Raw genomic sequence first — 22,293 nt, forward strand, 5'->3', positions numbered from 1 at the left:
ATTAGTTTATTCCATCATCAACCTTCTTATCAACTCGGCGCTTTGCTTTTTCCCGTCCTCCAGCCGGTCCTTAAAAAAGGCCTGCACATCGTTAAAATGTTTTTTGTAGCCCTCCATATCGCCGTAACCTATAATAGCCGACCATTCCCGGACCGCCGAATGAAACTCCAGGTCGTCGCCGCGGATGGTTTTATCATACAGGGCCGTTTCTATCGACTCCTCTAAAAGTTCTTCGTTTTTAAACAAGTATTCGGCAATGCCCAACCGCAAACGGAACGGCGGTGTCTGGCATATCAGGTTATCATAAGGGTTTACGCCCAAATGGTACCAGGCATCAACCATGCTCAATATGCTCAGGTGCGAGTTAGGCTTGCGCGTTTCAGCATTTTGCCCCAGCGAAAACTCGCGCATCACTTTATCATTCAGCATAATGGGCTTGCGGCTTTCGTGAAACACAAAATCGCGCGCCCGGTAAAGCCTGTCGCGGAATGCCTTTTCCTCCTCCTTTATCATCAGCTTAAAAAGCTCTGATTCAGAAATAGCATAGCGCTTCACCTGCTGCCGGGCATAGGGATTAAGGATAGCCAGGCCAGCGTAAACGTGTGCCTTATAACTGAATATCCGCAGGGTGGTCAGTATTTTCACATTATCTATCCCGCCAATGTACGAACCATTATCCCAGGGGAAAAAGCCGGCTTCCTTCCACGCGGTTCCCATACTTTCGAACCCCACATGCGTTACGGCCTGCGTATCGGCTACTATTTTGTCGTGTTCGTGATAGTCGGCAATTTCAACTATATCGGTTTCCACGGCAGTAAACAGTTCCATCATCCTCTTATAAGCCGCTTCGCCCGCCCTGTGCTTTATCAATATAAGTTTCTGACCCTTCGGCTCGAAACCAGGTCCATGCATGGCATGAAAAGTGATGATCTGCGCATCTGCCGGCAGGTGCTTCTCAAAAATGGCTATTTCGGGGTGTTTGACAGATGTTTGCCCCGCTACTATAGCGCCATATTTGGTAGATGGTCCATAAGCTGCAACCACATCAGCCAGCCTGTCGGCCTCTACCGAATAAACGACCAGGTCGCACGAACGTGCCACATCGCTGCCATGTTCTATAATTTTTATACCGAAGGGCTCCATTTCTTCCGCCAGCCGGTGCATGTTTTCCGGCAGGTCGCATCCGCAAACGGTATAGCCGGCTTTGGCAAAAGCTTTGGCGTACAATTTCCCCATGTCGCCTAAACCTATGATCCCGATATTCATTGCGCTAATATACCGATGACGAGCGTATTTTATAATTTAAGCTTAACATTGGTTTTAGCATTGCAATCGATTTTTATTTAAATTAGTATATCTTTTATCTCAAAAGAGAAGTATAAAGACATTAGAAAAAAATTTGCATGGGCCATTAATTAATAATTAACTTACGAAACTTAAAATTTATACTGATGATAAGGCGCTTATTTAATTATTTTTTTGTTTTGATATTATGCTTCAGCGCATTCACCGCACAGGCACATTTACAGGATACGACTAAAAAAAGCGCGCCTCCGAAAATCACCGTAAAACCTACGGGCTTAAAGCCTGTTTACCACCGCCCGTTACTACCCAAACTGTCCGCGGCCGCCGATTCGGCACAAAAAGCGCAGATGGACCCTGCTCAACTGAACGACAAAAGCCTTAACGGCCAATACCAATACCTGCTTACCAAAGTATATCACTACCAGCAGCCCCTGCTGGCGGCCTTATGGAAAAACGCGATGGACACGCTGAACCAAAGCCGCAGTCAATTGAAAGCGGCCCAGGCCAAACTTAGTACGCAGGTAAAATCGGTCGACAGCCTCAAGACCGATCTGACGGGCAAACAACAGTCGCTTACCGAATCAAACGCAAAAGCCGATGCCATCAGTGTATTTGGAATGCTGATGCCAAAATCCACCTATAACGTGGTAATGTTTGGTGCTGTTGGCGTACTGGCGGTCGCCCTGGTAATTGTTATAGCCACCACGGCCAAACACAAACACGAAGCCAAATACCGCACCGAACTTTACGAGGAAATTGACGAAGAATATAAAACCTTTAAAGCCAAGGCCCACGAAAAGGAACTCAAACTGGCCCGCGAACTGCAAACCGAGCGCAATAAGCTTGACGAGTTGCTGGGACGGGGATAGCCCACTCTAAACAGAAACCTGACCTCCGCTCTCCCGCGTAAGCGGGTCGGTATCAGTCCCTTACTCCGAGCGAAGGCTCTTCACCGGGTTGGCCAACGCTGCTTTTACACTCTGGTAGCTTACTGTAAGCAACGTAATTACCATTGCGCCCAGGCAGGCCACCAAAAATATCCATAGCGAAATATCGGTGTGGTATTTATAGTTCTTCAGCCATCCCGCCAGGAAAAACCACGAAACAGGCGTGGCTATAAGGCACGATATGGTTACCAGCACCACAAAATCCTTCGATAGCATGCCCCACAGGTTAAATACCGAAGCGCCAAGTACCTTTCTTACCCCGATCTCTTTGGTACGCTGTTCCGCTACGAACGATGCCAGTCCGAACAACCCGAGCGACGAAATAAATATGGCGATAAAAGCCAGTACCGATGCCAGTTTGCCAATACGCTCCTCGTCCGAAAACTTTTTGGCGTACTCCTCATCTGTAAATTGGTAATCGAATGGGCTGCCGGGGTTATATTTCTTGAATACCCCTCCTATTTTAGTTAAGGCATCGGTTAGCTTCGCATCGTGTTTGATCTTGATCGTGATCATGTTGGCCCAACCATAATCCATCATAAAAATGGTCGGCTGCACCGGCATATAAGGCGACTGCATCACCATATTGTCAATAACTCCCACTACCGTGTAATTCCTGTCATTGAAATGAATGATCTTGCCTACAGGGTCCTTAAAGCCGATCAATTGCAGCGCACTCTGGTTTAATATCATGCCGGCAGTATCGCTTTTAAAATCCCTTGAAAAATCGCGGCCCTGGCGTATGTGCCAACCTATGGTTTTGCCAAAATCATGCGTTACGGCAATAGTGCCAAAAAGCGGGTTTGTCGCCGGGTCTTTCCCCTCCCAACTGTAGCCTATGCTGTTGCTGTAAACCGCCGTAGTAGGGCTTGATGATTCGGCCATATTTTCAACCACACCTGTGTTGAGCAGGTCGTTCCGGATGGCATCGAAATGGCCGAACAGGTCAGGCGTGTTCATCGGTACAGTAATCAATCCCTGGCGGGTATAGCCTACCGGGCGGTTTTTGGCATACTGTATCTGCTTAAATACGATGATGGTGCCGATTATAATAGTTACCGATATGGAAAACTGCAACACTACCAGTATTTGCCGCGGTAACGCGGCCAGCTTACCTGCCTTAAAGGTTCCTTTAAGTACCTTCACAGGGTTAAATCCTGAAAGGTAAAATGCAGGATAGCTTCCCGAAACGATACCTGTAAATAAAGTAAATAAGATAACGATCAGCCAGAACACCGGGTTGGCCCACGGTATCGACATCGATTTATCGGCTATCGAATTGAATACCGGCAGCGACAGCAGCGTCACCACTATAGCCAGCACCAAAGCCAACCCGGCCATCAGGACCGATTCGCTTAAAAACTGCGCGATCAATTGCTTCCGCATCGAACCTATCGCCTTGCGTATACCCACTTCTTTGGCCCTTTTTTCCGATCGGGCCGTACTCAGGTTCATAAAGTTGATACAGGCCAGCATTAGTACAAACACGCCGATGATACCAAAAAGCCAGATATATTGTATGCGCCCGCCCTTTATTTTGCCGTTCTCAAAATCGCTGTACAATCTCCACTTATCCATCGGGTGCAGCAGCAGGTGTTCGTTCCCTTCTGACCTTTTCACATATTTTTGGGTTATCAGTTCGATCTTGGCCGAAGTTTTTGCCATGTCCACATGATCGTTCATCTCCACAAATATCTGGAAGCTGTGGTTGTCCCACTGGGTAGCGGCCCGTTTGAACCAGTTCTCGGTGGTCATATATTTATCCCACGACATCAGGATGTACGTGTCATTGAAAGTCGAATTTTTGGCAATATCCTCGTAAATACCGGCTACCTTGAAATCGAATTTATTGTTAACGCGCACGGTTTTGCCCATGGGGTTGGCATCGCCGAAAATCGCCTTTGCAACATTCTGGCTCAGCATCATCGATGAAGGGTCGGTAAGCGCATTGATGTTGCCATCGATCATGTGCAACCCCATCATCTTTGGAAAATCCGGCTGCACCCACATTCCCGTCCTGGTCAGTTTCTTTTCGCCTACACCCAGCACAAAACCAAAATTCCAGGAAGTAAGCGTTACATATTTAAAATCCGATGTATACTTGTTTTTCAATTCGGCGCCAAGCGGGATAGCCATAGCATTTCCTGTACCCGTCTCGTGATTAAAAGTTTGGGTGACCATCACCTGCGCTATCTTTTCATGATCGGCGTGATAATGGTTGAACGTCAGTTCGTCGTACATCCAAAACCCGATGAGCATAGCTACTGCCATGCCGCAAGCCAAACCTAAAACATTGATAGACGAATACACCTTGCTTTTAAGCAGGTTGCGCCAGGCTATTTTGAAGTAGTTCTTGATCATATCCCAAAACTTTGATGATTATATTCTAAAAGACGCCCCCGGGCTGGTCAACGTTGCAGGAAATACTTTTTATTTTACATTTTCCACGGTTATTGGCGAAAGGAACGGCGAATCAATCTCCCGGCTAGCCAACACTCTCCGCCCGTCATTGCCAGCCTGTCCGGCAGGCAGGCGGGAAGCGAAGCGACGAAGCAATCCCCCAGCTAACCGATATTCCTGTATATTATTAAAAGCAACAAAGCAATGTCTCGCCCGACCAACACCCCCGCCCGTCATTGCGAGAAACGTAGCGACGAAGCAATCTCCCGGCTAAGCGGCATTCCCCGCCTGTCATTGCCAGCCTGTCCGGCAGGCAGGCGGGAAGCGTAGCGACGAAGCAATCTCCCGGCTAGCCAACACTCTCCGCCCGTCATTGCCAGCCTGTCCGGCAGGCAGGCGGGAAGCGTAGCGACGAAGCAATCTCCCGGCTAGCCAACATTCCCGGCCGGTCATTGTAAGACACGGTCCCTACAGTTGTGGCAGCCAAATTTTGCCGGTCAAAGGACCACAATCTTTTTTTGAGTAATTTGCCATATGGTATTCCAACAGGGCGGCTGCGTTTACATCATGACCAACCCATATCATAATGTACTTTATGTCGGCGTTACGTCCAATCTCATAGCGCGTGCCTGGGACCATAAGAATAAAACATACCCTGGCAGTTTTACAGCGAAATACAATTGCAATAAACTTATATACTATCAGTTTTATCCCAGGATCGAAGAAGCCATAGCAGCAGAAAAAACATTAAAGGGCAGTAATCGGAAAAAGAAAGAGAGCCTGGCTATCTCATTAAATCCCGACTGGAAGGATCTATATGATGACATTATAAAAGAATGAGTTCTGCTTGATTTGCTTAAAGGGAGATTGCTTCGTTCCTCGCAATGACGTGGTGGGTTATCGTTCAAAACAAAAAAGCCACCCGTTTCCGGATGGCTTAATATGATGATCGTCTTGAATCTTGTCTTTTGACTCCTGGTTCTATAAACTCACACCTTGATCTCAACTTCAACGCCGCTTGGCAATTCAAGCTTCATCAAAGCGTCAACAGTTTTTGAGTTGGAGCTGTAGATATCCAGCAACCTCTTGTAAGAGCAAAGCTGGAACTGCTCGCGTGCCTTTTTGTTTACGTGCGGCGAACGCAGTACAGTAAACACTTTCTTTTCAGTTGGCAGCGGAAGCGGTCCGCTAACTACAGCGCCCGTAGGCTTTACTGTCTTTACGATCTTCTCGGCTGATTTATCAACCAGGTTGTAATCGTAGGATTTTAATTTAATTCTGATCCTTTGGCTCATTTTTGTTTTTGTTGTGGGATTTCACCGATTTAATGATGATTTCGCCGATTTGTTAATAGACCACCCTAAGAGCTATTTATTAGGAAATGATCCTGTTGATTATTTATTAGATTACACCGATGATCTGTGGAATCACAAACTGATCGGTGTTATCATATTTTATTACTCTACGTCTACAGTACCTTTTTTGCGGCCCTTGTTTTTAGCTATAACTTCTTCCTGTACGTTACGCGGTGCTTCAGCGTAATGGTCAAACTCCATGGTTGAAGTTGCACGGCCAGAAGTGATGGTACGCAACTGGGTTACATAACCAAACATTTCAGAAAGCGGCACCATAGCTTTGATCACCTGCGAACCGGCACGGGTATCCATACCCTGCAGCTGGCCACGACGACGGTTCATGTCACCGATAACATCACCCATGTTTTCTTCAGGGGTCAATATCTCGATCTTCATGATCGGTTCCAGCAGTACTGGTTTACATTTTGGCAATGCCTCGCGGTAAGCCGAACGGGCTGCAATTTCAAAAGATAATGCATCCGAATCGACCGCGTGGAACGAACCATCGATCAACCTTACTTTTAAGCTGGTTAACGGATAGCCTGCCAGTACACCATTGTCCATAGCGGCTTTAAAGCCCTTCTCAACAGATGGGATAAACTCGCGCGGGATAGAACCACCAACAATCTCGTTCACAAACTGTAAACCTTCTTTGTTGTCGTCCGTCGGAGAAATAACCACCTGGATGTCGGCAAATTTACCACGACCACCGGTTTGTTTCTTGTAAGTTTCACGATGCTGGGTTGTACCGGTGATAGCTTCTTTGTAAGCTACCTGTGGCGCGCCCTGGTTTACTTCCACTTTAAATTCGCGGCGTAAACGGTCCATGATAATATCCAGGTGAAGCTCGCCCATACCCGAGATCACAGTCTGACCTGTATCCTGGTCGGTTTGTACACGGAACGTTGGATCCTCTTCGGCCAGTTTACCTAAGGCGATACCTAACTTGTCAACGTCGGCCTGTGTTTTTGGCTCAATTGCCAAACCAATAACCGGGTCAGGGAAGTTCATCGACTCCAGTATGATGTGACGTTTTTCATCGCACAAAGTATCACCGGTCTTAATATCCTTAAAGCCTACTACTGCTGCAATATCACCTGCCCCCACGTTAGGGATAGGGTTTTGCTTGTTAGCGTGCATCTGGAATATACGCGATATACGTTCCTTGTTTTCAGAACGGGTATTGTAAACATACGAACCGGCATCCAGGTTACCCGAGTAAACACGGATAAAGCACAAACGGCCCACAAACGGGTCGGTAGCTATCTTGAACGCCAATGCTGCAAACGGTTCTTTTACATCCGGTTTAACCAATATTTCTTCTTCAGTATCCGGGTTATGACCGATAACACCTTTTGAATCCAAAGGTGAAGGCATCAGTTCCATCACATAATCAAGCATGGTTTGTACACCCTTGTTCTTAAATGATGAACCGCAGGTCATCGGAACTATCTTGCCGGCCAAAGTAGCCTGGCGTAAAGCGTCAAGCACTTCGCGCTCGGTGATAGTCGTCGGATCTTCGAAGAATTTCTCCATCAGTCCGTCATCAAACTCAGCTACAGCTTCCAGTAATTTTTCTCTCCACTCGGTAGCTTCTTCTACCATATCATCCGGGATAGGCACCTCGGTAAAGGTCATACCTTTATCATGCTCGTTCCAAACCACACCACGGAAGTTGATCAGGTCGACCACGCCTTTGAAGTTATCTTCGGCGCCGATAGGCAACTGCAGCGGAATGGCGGTACTGCCCAGCATCTCTTTAACCTGTTTTACCACGTTTAAGAAATCGGCACCTGACCGGTCCATTTTGTTAACGAAACCGATACGCGGTACGTTGTAGTTGTTAGCCAAACGCCAGTTGGTTTCCGACTGCGGCTCAACGCCGTCAACAGCCGAGAACAGGAACACCAAACCATCCAGTACACGCAGCGAACGGTTTACCTCAACGGTAAAGTCCACGTGCCCCGGGGTATCAATAATGTTGATGTGGTAGTTATGGCCACGGTATTTCCAGTTAACTGTGGTAGCAGCCGAAGTAATGGTAATACCACGCTCCTGCTCCTGCGCCATCCAGTCCATGGTAGCTGCACCCTCGTGCACCTCGCCTATCTTGTGGCTAACGCCCGAATAGTAAAGGATACGCTCGGTAGTAGTGGTTTTACCGGCATCAATGTGCGCGGCAATACCGATATTTCTTGTATATTTTAAGTCTCTTGACATATTTTTTATTTTTTGGATACCACCGATTATTATTTGTGATTACACCGATTTGTAATTTTAACAAAATCGGTGTAATCGTATTATTAAATCAGTGTAATCAAATGTTAGAAGCGGAAGTGTGAAAACGCCTTGTTGGCTTCAGCCATCTTGTGCGTATCTTCCTTCTTTTTCACTGCTGCACCTTCACCTTTTGAAGCAGAGATGATCTCGCCTGCCAGTTTCTCGTGCATGGTTTTTTCGCCACGGCGACGGGCATAAGTGATCAGCCATTTCATACCCAAAGCAACTTTACGTTCAGGGCGAACTTCTGTAGGCACCTGGAAGTTTGCACCACCTACACGGCGACTTTTTACTTCAACAGCAGGCATTACATTGTTCAGCGCTTTTTTCCAGGTATCCAGGCCGTTTTCGCTGGTTTTCTTTTCAACTATTTCAACAGCATCGTAAAATATCGAGTATGCGGTCGATTTCTTTCCGTCATACATCATGTTATTTACAAACCTTGTTACCAAAGTATCATTGAACTTTGGATCAGGAAGGATAATTCTCTTTTTTGGTTTCGACTTTCTCATTGTTACTATCCTCCTTAATTATTTCTTTTTACCTTTTGCAGGTGCGGCTGCTGCCTGGCCTGGTTTTGGACGTTTAGTACCATATTTACTTCTGCGCTGGTTACGGCCGTTAACACCCGAGGTATCCAGTGCACCACGAATGATGTGGTAACGTACACCCGGTAAGTCTTTCACACGTCCGCCACGGATCAACACGATAGAGTGTTCCTGTAAGTTGTGGCCTTCACCTGGGATGTAGGCATTCACTTCTTTTCCGTTTGTAAGGCGCACACGGGCAACTTTACGCATTGCTGAGTTTGGTTTCTTAGGGGTAGTGGTATACACTCTCGTGCACACTCCTCTTCGCTGTGGACAGCTGTCCAACGCTGGCGACTTACTCTTGTCAACCAGAGCTACTCTACCTTTTCTAACTAATTGCTGAATAGTAGGCATTCTTGCTTTTTTTTCTTTTACAGTTTTATCCTTATTTTAAGGACTGCAAAAGTACGGACTTATTTTTTGATTTTCAAGTGCTTGGTTCAAAAAGTTTTCTGTACAGGTAAAAGGCTGTAAAAGTTGCTGTTGGGTTGCCGATACGGGCGTTCCCTTCGTCCCTCAGGGTCACGCTTTCCGCTTATACTGCGCAGGCCTTAATCACATAGCCGGTATCCGCTGCAATCGTTAACGCAAATTATCCAGATGGGGCGGGGTAAAGTGATCCCTGGTTTACATGTAGTACCTGGAAAAAGCAGTTTCTATATCGATGGATTCTGCATTTTGTTCATGCAACAGGTAATCTATCAATTCTGCATCGGTAGCCTTACGGCCAATGCCTTTTGCCATAGCCGATGAATTCAGTTCTTTAAAGTCCTGGGTTACCGTTTGCAAACAAAGCTCTTCTGCAAACCTGATGAGCAAGTCTGTTTTTTTATCAGAATCCGATTTAATAATTAATGTGGTCATTATTCAAAGTTAACGTTTTTCTGCCGAAAATAAATTGTGTTGCCCGCAGCCCTGCGTTACAAAGCTCGTCTCAACCGTAGGACTTGGGGTGAGGCCAAAAAAGTGATTTAAACACACATATAATACACCATAGTTCGGTAATTTTGATAAAAACCACCATCCAAAATGAGAAAGCTCACCTTACTGCTCACGTTCATCTCCTGTATATTCATCACACAACAATCATCTGCCCAGGTGACAACCAAATTCGGCGACAACGTAAGCACGCTCGACGGTATCATGAAAGCCTATTACGATGTGGTAACCGTAAAAAAAGGCGAAAAGGCCAGCTACGAGCGGGACAGCCTGCTGCATTGGCCCAATGTTAACGTCGGTATGACAAGCGTCGGTAAAAGCGGCAAACTGTCGTTTCGGTATATGAGCCTGAAGGAATTTCACCGTTTGTCCGACCCATACCTGGAAAAAGAGGGTTTTTATGAGCGCGAGATCTCGCGAAAAGTGGATCATTTCGGCGCCATTTACCATGTGTTCAGTACGTATGAGTCGCGCGCCACGGCAGAAGGGCCCGTAACCGAGCGGGGAATCAACAGCATCGAGCTTTATTTTGATGGCGCCCGGTTTTGGATATTGGGCTGGTTCTATGATGCGGAACGCAAAGGGAACCCGATACCTGCCGAGTATTTAAAGAATTAAAATAATTACACCGACCCATTCAGCATAACCACTGTAAGATCGGTGTAATCATTAATTAAAATCGGTGTAAACCACAAATTATAATTACCGCGATGGCGCAGGCGGTTTTGGTGGTGGTGGCGGCAGGCCATGTCGTGGCGCACAGCTCGTAAACATAATGGCACACATAGCTGCAAGTGCTACCATACTTATCAATTTCTTCTTCATAGTTATAGATTTTATATAACTACAAGCAGTAAAGGAAGTTGTTTGTTTGATAGGGTAGTCCGAAAGTCCGCATAAGTCGGAACACCAAAAGAAAGAGGCCCAAAAGTGTATTCACTAATGGCCAACGACCAACAAATTAATTCTCAACCAAAGGCTGGATATGGCGCTTATCCTCAGGCAGGGCCATGTATTTTTTATAAGAATCGTTAATGTAAACCGCCAGCGATTCGCTGTTGTTGCCGGTAATAAAAGCGTATGTTGGCCGGTAAAGCGTCATAAAGTCTTCCAGGTCCTGCCCCTTCAGTGGCACAATGCTGCCTACATAGTTTCGCGTAAATACCTTATCCACAACCCTTTCCTCCTGTTCGTTCTTAAAATACCTTTTCAGGCGGCGGGCGTTACGGGCTTCGCGGCCAAACCATGTGGAAGGCGACAACGGGTACACTTTAGCTTTCTCATAAACCTGGGGGTATTCCTTTTGCGGGTTAAACGAAGGTGTCCGGGTGGCAGTGATATTAACTTCACGCAATTGTATCGGCTGGGTTTTTAGTTCAACATGCTTTTGGGATAGATCGACCACATACAACGTATCGGCAATATATCCCGGTGACGAGAATATTAAAAGGTGCCCTGTTTCGGTATGGATCTCAAACCTGCCCGATTTGTCGGTAAGCGTTGCCTGTTTGTTCGACAGGTCACGCACGAATACATTTTCGAGTTTAGTGCCGTCCCGGTATTCAACTACTACCCCCTTCACCAAAGTTTGCGCGTAAAGCCCGCTGCTGATGAACAGCAAAAAAATAATACCGAAGCTCTTTATATTCATAGAAGAAAGATAGGTAGCATAAATATAAGCTATTTATAACTAAAACTTACTTTTTAGCCCCGTGGTTTCGAATTTAACATTTAATTGACGCCGGCATGAATAAAAACCTGGTCCATACAAACCTATTCCAATCTTTCTTCCTTTCAGCCCGCATGTTTTGAGCTATAGGCTCTACCGCTTTGTATAAAATAATGACTGAGGCTTTATGCCATATCGGGACTACCGGCAATAGGGCAGGTGATAAATGACCCATAGGGTCTACCTGTTTGTAGAAACTGTAATAAACAAAAAATTTGCCTCGTAGAGGCTACCCGCAATCAGCCAGATGATCAGCTCTTTACCTTTTCCGCAAACGGCGGATAAAGGGTAGCCTCTGCGAGGCAAAAAACTGCTTTGGATTGGTAGCTACAAACCGGTAGAGCCTACGGCTCAATATTTGTTATGTTCCCTTACCATTTTTATACAAAATTACTTATTGGCAGGTCGGCAGGGGGCAACAAAAAACCCGGCTTTCGCCGGGTTGAATGTTTATTTTTTGTCGTTCGTCCAGGTATTGTTATCCGGGTTAATATCCGGGAATACTTTATCAGGATCATACGTTACCGATTGTATCGCCTCGGTGGATGGATACTTGAAGCTCCACGTGCTGTTACGTTCCCATATCTCCACCGGCAGTTTCACACGGTCGGTTTTACCGCTAACGGTCTTTATCTCCAGTATAACCGGCATAGCCATTTTCTCCAAATTATCAATGGTGATCATAGCACCTTTCGTTGGGTCGTTATCAAAATACTTCACATCGCTAACCGCAACATCAAGTTTCCAGTTATTCAGGAACCATCCGCGCCAGAACCACTGCAGGCTTTCGCCACCGGCGTTCTCCATGGTACGGAAAAAATCATCCGGCGTGGGGTGCTTAAATGCCCACCTGTTAATGTAAGTTCTGAAAGCAAAATCAAAACGTTCGGGGCCCAGTATCTGCTCGCGCAGCATCGTCAAACCAGCGCCGGGTTTCGCATATAATAATAAACCGGTGTTCCGCTCCTTTAGGTTGGCTGGCTGGCTCAGCATCGGTTCAAGCCCTGTACGGGTGTACCTTGATGCATGGTCATGCATATCTTCACCGCCATGCCGGTACTCGCCATTGTTAAAATCATAGGTCGAAAGCGTATTAATAAATGTATTGAAACCTTCATCCATCCAACCGTAAAGCCTTTCGTTCGATCCTACGATCATCGGGAACCAGGTATGACCGAACTCGTGGTCGTTCACGCCCCACAAACTCCTGCCTTTTGCTTTATACCCGCAAAAAACTATACCGGGGTATTCCATACCGCCAACTACACCGGCAACGGCCGTAGCAGCAGGATAAGGGAACTCGAACCATTGTTTCGAGTTAAATTCAATAGATTTTTTTACATATTCCGTCGAACGGCCCCAGGCATCATTACCATCGCTCTCAACCGGGTAAGCTGATATGGCGATGGATTTTTTACCACTTGGCAGGTCCATTTTAGCAGCATCTATAATAAATGAGGCCGATGACGCCCATGACGCGTCGCGCGCATTGCTTATTTTAAAGTGCCAGGTAAGCTCCTTTTTGCCTGCCGGGCGCGATGAAGCTTGTGTAACCTCGTCGGCCGAGCGGATAACAACGGTCTTTTCACTTTTTTCGGCTTCTGCCCAGCGCTTCAGTTGCTCAGGGGTGTAAACTTCCTGCGGGTTAAGCAACTGGCCCGATGCCACCACAATATGGTTTGCAGGTGCGGTAATGCGCAGGTCGAAATCGCCGTACTCCAGGTAAAATTCACCCGGACCGGTATATGGCTGCGTGTTCCAGCCCATCACATCGTCGTATACGCACATACGCGGGTACCATTGTGCAATAGTAAATATCTTACCGTTCTTGGTTTCCTGTATACCTGTACGGTCCGATCCGTAGTTTGGTTCGATGAACGAATATTCGATCTGCAACTTAACCTGGCCGCCATTTGGCGCCACGTCCTGCGGCAGGAAAACCTGCATGCGGGTATCGCTTATCAAAAACTTCAGGTCGGTAGCGGCACCTTTGGCATTCAGCAATTTTACCGATTTAATCTTGTCGCCCGCGTCAAAATCCTGCCCGCGGCCCCAGTTGCGGCTTTGCTGTTTTGGCGGGTTGCCCACCAGAGGCACTATCTGCGTACCGCGCGAATCCAACTTGAACAGGTTCTGATCGAGCTGCATCCATAAAAAGCCAAGCTTTTGCGGGCTATTGTTGGTATAGGTTAATATTTCCGATCCGGTTATCTGGTTGGTTGCATCGTCCAAATGGGCAGCCAATTGGTAGTCGGCCCGGTTTTGCCAGTATTTTGCACCCGGGGCGCCATCAGCCGCCCTGAACTCGTTGCCGTTTTTTGAGTAGAACGGCGGGCCAAAAGTTTCGTGGTAATCGTAATTGGTTGCGGTTTGCGAAGGCTGCTGCGCAGCCGGGGGATTTGCTTGCTGCGCATTCACTGCGCCTGCGGCAATCAATAAGGCCAGCGAAAAACCGGCCATCATTTTCAATTTCATTTCAGTTCAGTTAGTTAATTGAGCGCGCAATTTAGTATAAATTAGAGAATTGCGTACCTGGTAAAATAATTGTTACCAAATAAGGTGATTGCTGCACATAGCTATCTGCGTTCAGAAAAATCTTCCCTGGCTGATAATTATCTGTAAGATTTAATTGTACATTATACTTCAATAGCCTTTGACGCCTAAGTTACCGCCTAAACATGAATAGGGTTTTTCAAATCGTCCTGATGTTTGTGCCGATATTCATCTCGAATGCAATATCTGCACAGACCGGCGATGAGCATGTTAAACAACTGTTCGAAAAACTCAAAACTCATAATAAAATTTATCCGACCGAGAAAGCATACCTCCATTTCGATAAAACGTATTACGCAGCCGGCGATACCATATACTTCAAAGCTTATGTTACCATGGGTGAAAAGCATTTGCCTTCCGGCATTAGCGGTGTATTGCATGCCGACCTTATTAATACGAAAGCCAAAATAGATCAATCGATCAAACTGCAATTGACAAATGGCGTTGCCTGGGGTGATTTTGCCCTGCCGGATAGCCTGCCTGACGGAACCTATCGCGTTCGTGCATGGACGAACTGGATGCGGAACGATCCGGGCAGTCTTTTTGAAAAGGAGATCGTTATCGGTTCACAGGTGAACAACAAAGTACCCGAAAGCAATACTGCAAAAGCCGTGAACGCCAGGGCCGACCTGCAGTTCTTCCCCGAAGGTGGCGAACTGGTAAGCGGTATCGAAAACAAGGTCGCCTTTAAAGCGATTGGAACAAACGGGCTGGGTACTTATGTAAAGGGGATCATTACTGATAACACCGGGAAACAGGTAGTCGAATTTGCATCGGCAAGGCTGGGCATGGGCTATTTTACGATGATGCCCGAAGAAGGAAAAACTTATAAAGCCGAATTGATTTACACTGATGGCACCAAAGATGAAGTGATGCTGCCACAGGCAAGGGATAAGGGTATCGCCCTCTCTGTAAACAACGACTCCCTGCAAAAGGCTACCGTCAGCATCCGCGCCGGTAAAGCTTATTTCGATGAGAATAAAGGTAAGGATTATACCCTGGTCATTTATTCGGGCGGCATAGCGAATACCGTTGACTGCAGGCTCGATAGTAATGTTATTACCGTCGACCTGATCAAACGGAAACTATTCACCGGTGTAACCCGCATCACCCTGTTTTCATCCGCTAACGAACCGCTTTGTGAAAGGCTCATATTTATCCAGAACTACGACCAGTTAAACCTCGACGTTGCGACGGATAAGGAAACCTATCATCCCCGGGATAAGGTGAACATCAAACTAAACGCCAAAACACGGGCGGATTCTGCTGCAAAGGGTCATTTTTCGGTGTCCGTGGTCGATGAAAGCAAAGTAAAAACCGATGAAAATGATGAAACCACCATATTATCCGACCTGCTGCTTACATCCGACCTGAAAGGATATATCGAACAACCCAACTATTACTTCAACAACATTACGGGCCAAAAACTCAAAGAACTTGACCTGGTAATGCTGACCCACGGTTACTGCAGGTTTACCTGGAAACAAGTATTGGATAGCGCCGATAATAAACCTGCTTATCAGCCTGAAAAGGGGCTGGAGATCAGCGGCGTGGCGACGAGCGTTTTGGGCAAACCAATCAACAAAGGTACTGTGTCGTTGATCTCGCAGATGGGCGGACCTGTATTAAGCCAAACCACAGACGAAAAAGGAAATTTCAGGTTTAGTAATTTGGTTTTTACAGATACTGTTCATTTTGTGCTGAATGCCACGAATGCCAATGGGAAAAACAATACGAAATTGGTTTATCACAAGGACATAAATCCAGCAGTCAGTGCGGCGTCGGCATCAAATCACGACAACATTGATCAGCCGATGAAAGCTTACCTGGCGAATACGGAAAAGCAGCAGGAGCAGTTAAATGCGCTCGGGTTAGGTAAAAAGGGCCGGATGTTGAAAGAGGTTAAAATTAAAGGGATAAAGGAAAATAATAATTATCGGTCATCAAGTTTGATGGGGCCAGGACATGCAAATCAGGTGGTACATGCTGAAGAATTAGAAAAGACCGGTGGCATGCTTTCGATCAAACTGGCCGGCAAGTTTCGTGGCAGATACGGTTATGCGATAACTTCATCTGGAAATTTCCCCGGGCTTGTAATGCTTGATGGTGTACGCTGGAATTTCCCATTAGATTATATTAACCCGAACGCGGTTGAAACGGTCGAATTGTTCTATGATGCGAATGCTTCAATTTATGGCATGGAGGGCGCCAAAGGCGTACTTGTCATTACAACAAAACAGGGCAGCGGCTTGCAGGCAAAAGATATTTCATCGACCGGCGTATTACCCATTACCGTTAATGGTTTTTACAAAGCCCGTGAATTTTACGCACCAAAATATGAACATCCCGGCAATAACGCCAACCTTAAGGACCTGCGCAGCACCATTTACTGGCAGCCGGAGCTAAAAACGGATAAAGAAGGCAATGCGTCATTTGAGTATTACAATGCCGATGGAACCGGTACCTGCAAAGTAACCATAGAAGGTATGGACGAAAAAGGGAATATCGGCAGGCAGGTTTTTCGGTATAAAGTTGAGTAGCTTTTGAATGCGGCCCATAGCCAATGGACCATTGACCATTCACTATTGACCATTGACTAATCAACTCCCCAAAAAATGTTTCTTATATACCGCTTCATCAAACCCAAAGAAAAGAAATTTGCCGTCCTCGATAACCGGGCGTTTGATGATGCTGGTTTTCTCCTGTAATAAAGGGAATGCGGTATCAGGAGTCACTATACTTTCTTTAACCCGGTCGTCAACGTCTTTCCACACGGATGATTTCTTGTTCAGGAATTTTTCGTAGCCGGCCTTCTTATCCCATTCTTTCAATTTTTTGGCAGATATGCCAAGTTTTTTAAAATCATGAAACTCAAAATCAATATGGTTGGCTTTTAGCCAGGTAAGCGCTTTCTTTACCGTATCGCAATTAGGTATCCCGTAAACTGTCATGCGGCGAAATTACTGATTTGACGTCAGCAATAAAATCCTATTTACCGGTATCGCCGCTCTTGTTGCCGCCTTTGATATCATCGTTTTCGATCCCGTGCTTATTCTTTTTGATCTCCGCTTTCAGCTTGCCAAAACGGTAACTAAAGCCTATGTTAAGCGAGCGGTATGGGAATTCTGAGGCACTGGTACGGTAAAAATTAACATCCCTGGTTGTACTGCGATTGGTTTTATATCGTGCATATGGATTGGACAGATTAATAAATATAGAGCCTTTCTTATTCAATATATCCTTCGATGTACTGATAGAGGTGAACACATATGCGCTCGACTTTCCTTGCAACAGCACATTGGCGCTGTAGAAGCCGCCGTTGATACCCGCCCGCCAGGTATCGCTGATCTTGTAGCCCGCATAGGCAAAAGTATACCCCTGGAAACCCTCGTTGGAGTATAATTGTCCGTTGATATAGCCCCGCAGGAAAATGTAAGAGAAGTTTCCGTTGATATTCAGGTTCAACTTTTTGGTGATCGGGTAATTCAGGCTGATGTGTGCCCCAAGGTTTTTATCGCTGCCTACATTCTGGTAGGTGGTGTAGGTAACTGTGTCGAGCAACTTGGTCACATTCTGGATGGTGTTGTTAGCGAACGAGTAGCTAATACCCAGGTTAATATACCCTTTTGAGAATTTGCTGTAATTAAGCTCGAACGCATGGCTTAAAACCGGCTGCAAATTCGGGTTACCCGTGCTGATGAACTTGCTGTTCAGGCTGTCGACGAAGGGGTTGAGTTGTGAAATGTCCGGCCGCTGTATCCGGTTAGTGAAACCGAAATTCAGGCTCGATCCTTTAAACTTGCGTTGGACGGATATAGAGGGGATAAAATTGGTATAGTTTTGTTTTAGGGGCGTATTTTCGGTAACAAAGTTGGCGTTCACGTCAGTATTTTCGATCCGCAGGCCGGCCTTAAAACCCCAATCCTTCAGGTTTAACTGATAAGTATTGTAAAAACTATAAACGTTCTGTTCATAATTAAAGGTGTTGTCGCTCCTGGGATCATTGACGTAAACATGGTTTACAGTATCCAGGTCGCCGGTTTCAAAATCGCTGTAATTTTTCCGTAATATCGCCTTAAGGCCACCTTCTATGTTGATCTTTTTCAGCGGGTGTACATAATCCACCTGGAATGTCTGCTCACGCGTTCCTGTACTGTTAGTTTGATGCAGACTGGGTACCGCGTAATTATACCTGCTCAGTATGTCGATCATGTTATCGTTAGAATTGGGCGACCTGTCATATTTATACGACATCGTCAGCAGCCTGTCCTTGTTGCTTTTAAAACCGAGCTGGTAATTGATACCAGCATCCAACCCGCTCCACCTGGTATGACTGGTGTTGTTTTGAAGATAACTTTGCGTAAGCCCGCCGTCGCCCCCAAAGGTTTGAGAGGACGAATTACCGAGGCTGTTAAAATGCGCCCCGTTCAGGTCGAGTGAAGCGGTAAGCAGGTTCAGGGTATCTATTTCGTAACTGAACTCCTCGCTGGTGTACAGAAAATGTCCCGTGGTCGAGTTCGAACTGGATTGTGCCAGGTTCGACAGCAGGTTCTTCTGATCATCAAAAGTTTGCAAAGTATTTTGGGAGGTAACGGTTGTCCTGGTGCGGTCACTGGCGCCACTATACATCGACAAGCCAAATTTTCCCTGTTTTACCGTAAGCGACAGTCCGCCTCCGGGGCCGTATATGGTATTCTCGCGCAGGTTGATGTTTCCATTGTAGCCTTGGTCAACTTTTTTATTGGTAATGATATTGATGATACCGGTCAACCCCTCGGCATCGTATTTCGCAGGCGGCGTGGTTATCACCTCTATTTTCTGAATACTGCTTGCGGGCATCGACTTGAACACATCCGAAGGGTTGTGCGCTATCAGCGACGATGGCTTGCCATTGATCAGTATCTTATAATTGCCACTGCCCTTCAACTGGATATTGTCACTGGCGTCTACTGTCACCAACGGTACCTTGCGCAGCATGTCCAGCACGTTTTGGGTCTTGGTTTCCGGGTCGGCCTGCACATCATAGCTTATCCGGTCTATCTCCTGCTTCACCAACGGCTTCACGGCCGTTATCGAAACATCCTGTAATTGTTTGCTTGTTGCAAAAAGGGCTACTATGCCTATATTGACCTCCTTGCCTGTTCCGGTAAGCTGAACGGTTTTATTAGCATACCCTATAAAAACAAAGGTTACCTGGTAGCTTTTGCCTTCCGGCGCGCTTATCGAAAACGAGCCGTTGTCCTGTGTCAGGCCGCTTTTTATTGCCTGCCTGGTAGCGGCATCCTGTAAGGTAACCGTCACAAAACTTATGGGCGCCTTGGTGGCCGAATCAACAACTGTTCCCCTGATCGTAATATTGGGTCCGACCGCAGTTTGTGCCAGCGCAAAAGTTGAAAGTAAAAAGGAAAATATAATAGTCAGAAAAGTTTTCATGCAAAGGCTCAGATTTTAGGGTAGTACAAGGTAAATTCATCGGCCCGCAAAGGAAAACATTTTAACATAATTTAACTAATTAATTAGTTTTGTAACGGAGCTTTTACCTGTTTGCCTAAAAAATGACGCTTTACTTCTGATTTCCGCCTCCTTTATTGCCATTATCCTTTCCTTTGGTGTCGTCGTTCTCTATCCCGTGCTGATTTCTTTTTATATCACCCTTCAGCTTGCCAAAGCGATAATTGAAACGCAGGGCGAACGAACGGTTATAGACCTGCGTGTTGGTCTCCTGGTAAAAGTCGTTCGTGCGGGTAGTATTCTTAAGATTGTAAAATTTAGAGTAGGGGTTATTAGCGGCAAGCCCAACGGTTAGCTTCTTGTTGAAGAAATCTTTTGTTACCAAATATTGATTAAATATGAAATCGGCAGTACGGCCCTGCAGGTTTACGTTGCCGCTGAAATAGCCCGCATTGAAAGAGAAAGCAAAGCCGCTGGCGCCAAATTTATAGCGCATGCTCCCAAATCCGCTTCCGGTAAAGCCATTGTTTTTATACTGGCTTCCGGCAAATGTACCGCTCAGCCATATATGGTTTAATTGCCCGTTCAGGTTCAGCGTAAAGTTTTTCCCTATGCTTAGATTCGTGTTTATATTGAGCCCCAGCGTCTTATTTGTTCCTAAGTTTTCGAAAGTCGTGTAGGTAACCGTATCCGTGCGGTTATTCACATCCTCGATATGCAGGCTGGAGACATTCTGTATCGAATTATTGGAAAACGCGTAACTCAGGTCGATATTAATGGAACCTTTTGAAAAGTTACTATAGGTAAGGTCGAAAGTATTATCAAGCTCAGGTTTTAAACCGGGGTTCCCGGTGCTGATGAAGGCCGGGTTCGAACTGTCGACAAACGGGTTAAGCTGGAAAATACCCGGGCGCTGTATCCGCTGCGTAAAACCCAGGTTAACACTGCTGCTTTTAAAGCTGCGCTGTACCGATACGGACGGTATCAGGTTACTGTAACTTGGCGCAGTTGTAACCCGGGCCGAAATAAAGTCGGCGCTTATGGCTGTGCGTTCCAGCCTGAGACCCGCTTTGCCCGTCCATTTGTCCAGTTTTACCTGGTACGAGTTATAAAGGCTATAGATATCCTGGTGATAGTTAAAATCATTGGTCAGTGCATTGTTGGTCAGGTATTGCTGGCTGGCGGTGTCCCGGTCGTCAACATGGAAATTGCTGTAATTGTTTCTCAGTATCATTTTTGCACCGGCCTCTATTTCTACCCGTTTGATGAACGGTCCGGCATAATCCACCTGGATGGTATGATCCCTGTTGCCCGCGTTATTGTATTGCTGATAATCGGGAAATAACCCCGCAGGATAATTAAACCTGTCGCTGAACATGTTATCGTTAAATTGCCGGTTTGGCGCATAGCTGTATTTATACGAAAAAGTAAGCAGGCGGTCCTTCGATTTTTTGAAACCCATCTGGTAGTTGATCGCGCCGTCAAATCCCAGGGTATGGGTATGACCTGTACTTTGCAGGTAATAGGTTTGCTTCAGCACGTCAAGGCTATCTGTATTTGAAAGCTGAAGGTTATGCAGGTTCAGGTCCTCGCCGAAAAAATTGACCGATGCGGTCACCAGGTTAAGCGTATCAACCTCATAACTTAATTCGGTGCCGCCGTAATGAAAATTACCGTTTTGAAACGTAGTACCCGATTGCGAAATGGTTGTCTGCGTGGCAAAAATATTTTCGGTGCTTCCCAGCGCTGTTGGCTGGCTGCCACCAGTACTGTTAAAACTTCTGCCGAATCCGCCAAAAAAGGCCATCCCAAATTTGCCCTGCTTAAATGTGCCGTTCACATTATAACCTGCACCATACACCGAATTGAACCGTGTAAATATCCCCACGTTATATCCCTGGTCGACCCTTCTTTTGGTAATGATATTGATAATGCCTGCCAGGCCCTCGGCGTCGTATTTAGCCGGCGGAGTTGTTATTACCTCAATCTTCTGGATATTGACGGCCGGCATCGATTTTAGTATATCAGAAGGATTTTTAGCCATCAGTGCCGACTCCCGGCCATTGATCAGTATTTTGTAACTGCCGCTCCCTTTCAGCCTGATATTGTCATTGGCGTCCACGGATAATAAAGGCACCTTGCGCATCATATCCAAAACCGACTGTTGTTTGCTATCGGGGTCTGCCTGGATATCATAGGTAATACGGTCCACTTCCTGCTTCATCAGCGGTTTTGCAGCCGTAACCGATACTTCCTGCAATTGGCTGGATGATGCCGAAAGCATCACTTTACCTATATCGATATTGAGCCCGGCGCCTGTAACCGGCACAATTTTGGTTTTATACCCAACAAAAACGAACGCTACTTCCAGTGGCTGCGCCGGGTTGGCGCTTAATGAAAAACTTCCATCCTCCCTCGTCAACCCGCTGCGGATGCCTGCATGGGTTTTCGCATTTTGCAGTGCCACCGTTACAAACCCCAATGGCTTGCTGGCAGCCGAGTCGAGGACATTACCTTTTATGGTGACAGTTGGCTGTGCCGCCTGCGAAAAAGCAAGGCTTGCGACAAAGCAAAATAGTAATGCAAGTAAAGAAATTTTCATACACGCCGGTTTACGCGAAATGACGTTCGGGAGCATAAAACGTTACAGTGAAAAATGCTTATTTAACACTTAAATGGCTGATTTTAACATATTTTAACTATTGCCGGAAAAAAATCCCCCTAATGGGGGGATGGCAATTTTA

General features: G+C 46.2%; 17 protein-coding genes. 4 read left to right on the forward strand and 13 right to left on the reverse strand.

Annotated elements, in window-relative coordinates; translation table 11 throughout:
- Window positions 1-6: 6 nt before the first annotated feature.
- On the reverse strand, window positions 7-1,266 hold the full coding sequence (locus FRZ54_RS23305; protein ID WP_147034202.1) for a prephenate dehydrogenase: 1,260 nt from the start codon (window positions 1,264-1,266) through the stop codon (window positions 7-9).
- Between the two features lie 185 nt (window positions 1,267-1,451).
- On the opposite strand from FRZ54_RS23305, the gene FRZ54_RS23310 reads away from it, so the two are divergent.
- Window positions 1,452-2,174: a hypothetical protein gene (locus tag FRZ54_RS23310; protein WP_147034203.1), complete on the forward strand. Its 723-nt coding sequence runs from the start codon at window positions 1,452-1,454 to the stop codon at window positions 2,172-2,174.
- 60 nt (window positions 2,175-2,234) lie between these two features.
- Here FRZ54_RS23310 and FRZ54_RS23315 read toward each other — a convergent pair whose 3' ends face one another.
- On the reverse strand, window positions 2,235-4,613 hold the full coding sequence (locus FRZ54_RS23315; protein ID WP_147034204.1) for an ABC transporter permease: 2,379 nt from the start codon (window positions 4,611-4,613) through the stop codon (window positions 2,235-2,237).
- A gap of 573 nt (window positions 4,614-5,186) precedes the next feature.
- Here FRZ54_RS23315 and FRZ54_RS23320 point away from each other — a divergent pair.
- Window positions 5,187-5,492 (forward strand): GIY-YIG nuclease family protein, encoded by a 306-nt coding sequence (locus FRZ54_RS23320; RefSeq protein WP_228462577.1) that lies wholly within the window; start codon window positions 5,187-5,189, stop codon window positions 5,490-5,492.
- Between the two features lie 149 nt (window positions 5,493-5,641).
- Here FRZ54_RS23320 and rpsJ read toward each other — a convergent pair whose 3' ends face one another.
- The 5 genes from rpsJ to FRZ54_RS23345 form a co-directional block, all read right to left on the reverse strand.
- A complete protein-coding gene (gene rpsJ / locus FRZ54_RS23325; protein ID WP_078347761.1) occupies window positions 5,642-5,947 on the reverse strand; it encodes a 30S ribosomal protein S10 in 306 nt (101 codons plus the stop codon).
- A 162-nt stretch (window positions 5,948-6,109) separates the two neighbouring features.
- Window positions 6,110-8,227 (reverse strand): elongation factor G, encoded by a 2,118-nt coding sequence (gene fusA, locus FRZ54_RS23330; protein WP_147034205.1) that lies wholly within the window; start codon window positions 8,225-8,227, stop codon window positions 6,110-6,112.
- 104 nt (window positions 8,228-8,331) lie between these two features.
- Complete coding sequence (gene rpsG, locus FRZ54_RS23335; protein ID WP_147034206.1) at window positions 8,332-8,799, reverse strand: 30S ribosomal protein S7; 468 nt, start codon at window positions 8,797-8,799, stop codon at window positions 8,332-8,334.
- Between the two features lie 18 nt (window positions 8,800-8,817).
- A complete protein-coding gene (gene rpsL / locus FRZ54_RS23340) occupies window positions 8,818-9,231 on the reverse strand; it encodes a 30S ribosomal protein S12 (RefSeq protein ID WP_107826625.1) in 414 nt (137 codons plus the stop codon).
- A 273-nt stretch (window positions 9,232-9,504) separates the two neighbouring features.
- Window positions 9,505-9,741: a hypothetical protein gene (locus FRZ54_RS23345; RefSeq protein ID WP_147034207.1), complete on the reverse strand. Its 237-nt coding sequence runs from the start codon at window positions 9,739-9,741 to the stop codon at window positions 9,505-9,507.
- A 165-nt stretch (window positions 9,742-9,906) separates the two neighbouring features.
- Between FRZ54_RS23345 and FRZ54_RS23350 the strand changes: the two genes are divergently transcribed.
- Window positions 9,907-10,434 (forward strand): hypothetical protein, encoded by a 528-nt coding sequence (locus FRZ54_RS23350; RefSeq protein WP_147034208.1) that lies wholly within the window; start codon window positions 9,907-9,909, stop codon window positions 10,432-10,434.
- Window positions 10,435-10,518: 84 nt separating this feature from the next.
- On the opposite strand, the gene FRZ54_RS24860 is transcribed toward FRZ54_RS23350, so the two are convergent.
- The 3 genes from FRZ54_RS24860 to FRZ54_RS23360 all read right to left on the reverse strand — a co-directional run bounded on the left by FRZ54_RS24860 (window position 10,519) and on the right by FRZ54_RS23360 (window position 14,020).
- A complete protein-coding gene (locus tag FRZ54_RS24860; RefSeq protein ID WP_262712278.1) occupies window positions 10,519-10,641 on the reverse strand; it encodes a hypothetical protein in 123 nt (40 codons plus the stop codon).
- Window positions 10,642-10,777: 136 nt separating this feature from the next.
- Window positions 10,778-11,467 (reverse strand): carboxypeptidase-like regulatory domain-containing protein, encoded by a 690-nt coding sequence (locus tag FRZ54_RS23355; RefSeq protein WP_147034209.1) that lies wholly within the window; start codon window positions 11,465-11,467, stop codon window positions 10,778-10,780.
- A 528-nt stretch (window positions 11,468-11,995) separates the two neighbouring features.
- Window positions 11,996-14,020 carry a M1 family metallopeptidase gene (locus FRZ54_RS23360; protein WP_147034210.1) on the reverse strand — a complete coding sequence of 675 codons (2,025 nt, stop codon included), beginning with the start codon at window positions 14,018-14,020 and terminating at the stop codon, window positions 11,996-11,998.
- Between the two features lie 203 nt (window positions 14,021-14,223).
- Between FRZ54_RS23360 and FRZ54_RS23365 the strand changes: the two genes are divergently transcribed.
- The gene (locus FRZ54_RS23365) at window positions 14,224-16,638 is read left to right on the forward strand and encodes a TonB-dependent receptor plug domain-containing protein (RefSeq protein WP_147034211.1); all 2,415 of its coding nucleotides are present in this window, start codon (window positions 14,224-14,226) and stop codon (window positions 16,636-16,638) included.
- Window positions 16,639-16,698: 60 nt separating this feature from the next.
- Here the strand turns inward: FRZ54_RS23365 and FRZ54_RS23370 are convergent, their stop codons facing one another.
- The 3 genes from FRZ54_RS23370 to FRZ54_RS23380 all read right to left on the reverse strand — a co-directional run bounded on the left by FRZ54_RS23370 (window position 16,699) and on the right by FRZ54_RS23380 (window position 22,151).
- A complete protein-coding gene (locus FRZ54_RS23370; RefSeq protein WP_147034212.1) occupies window positions 16,699-17,049 on the reverse strand; it encodes a Spx/MgsR family RNA polymerase-binding regulatory protein in 351 nt (116 codons plus the stop codon).
- A gap of 37 nt (window positions 17,050-17,086) precedes the next feature.
- Complete coding sequence (locus tag FRZ54_RS23375; RefSeq protein WP_147034213.1) at window positions 17,087-19,531, reverse strand: outer membrane beta-barrel protein; 2,445 nt, start codon at window positions 19,529-19,531, stop codon at window positions 17,087-17,089.
- Between the two features lie 130 nt (window positions 19,532-19,661).
- Window positions 19,662-22,151 (reverse strand): outer membrane beta-barrel family protein, encoded by a 2,490-nt coding sequence (locus FRZ54_RS23380; RefSeq protein WP_187359702.1) that lies wholly within the window; start codon window positions 22,149-22,151, stop codon window positions 19,662-19,664.
- Window positions 22,152-22,293 lie beyond the last annotated feature (142 nt).

The sequence above is a fragment of the Mucilaginibacter ginsenosidivorans genome, assembly GCF_007971025.1.
Classification (GTDB): Bacteria; Bacteroidota; Bacteroidia; order Sphingobacteriales; family Sphingobacteriaceae; genus Mucilaginibacter; species Mucilaginibacter ginsenosidivorans.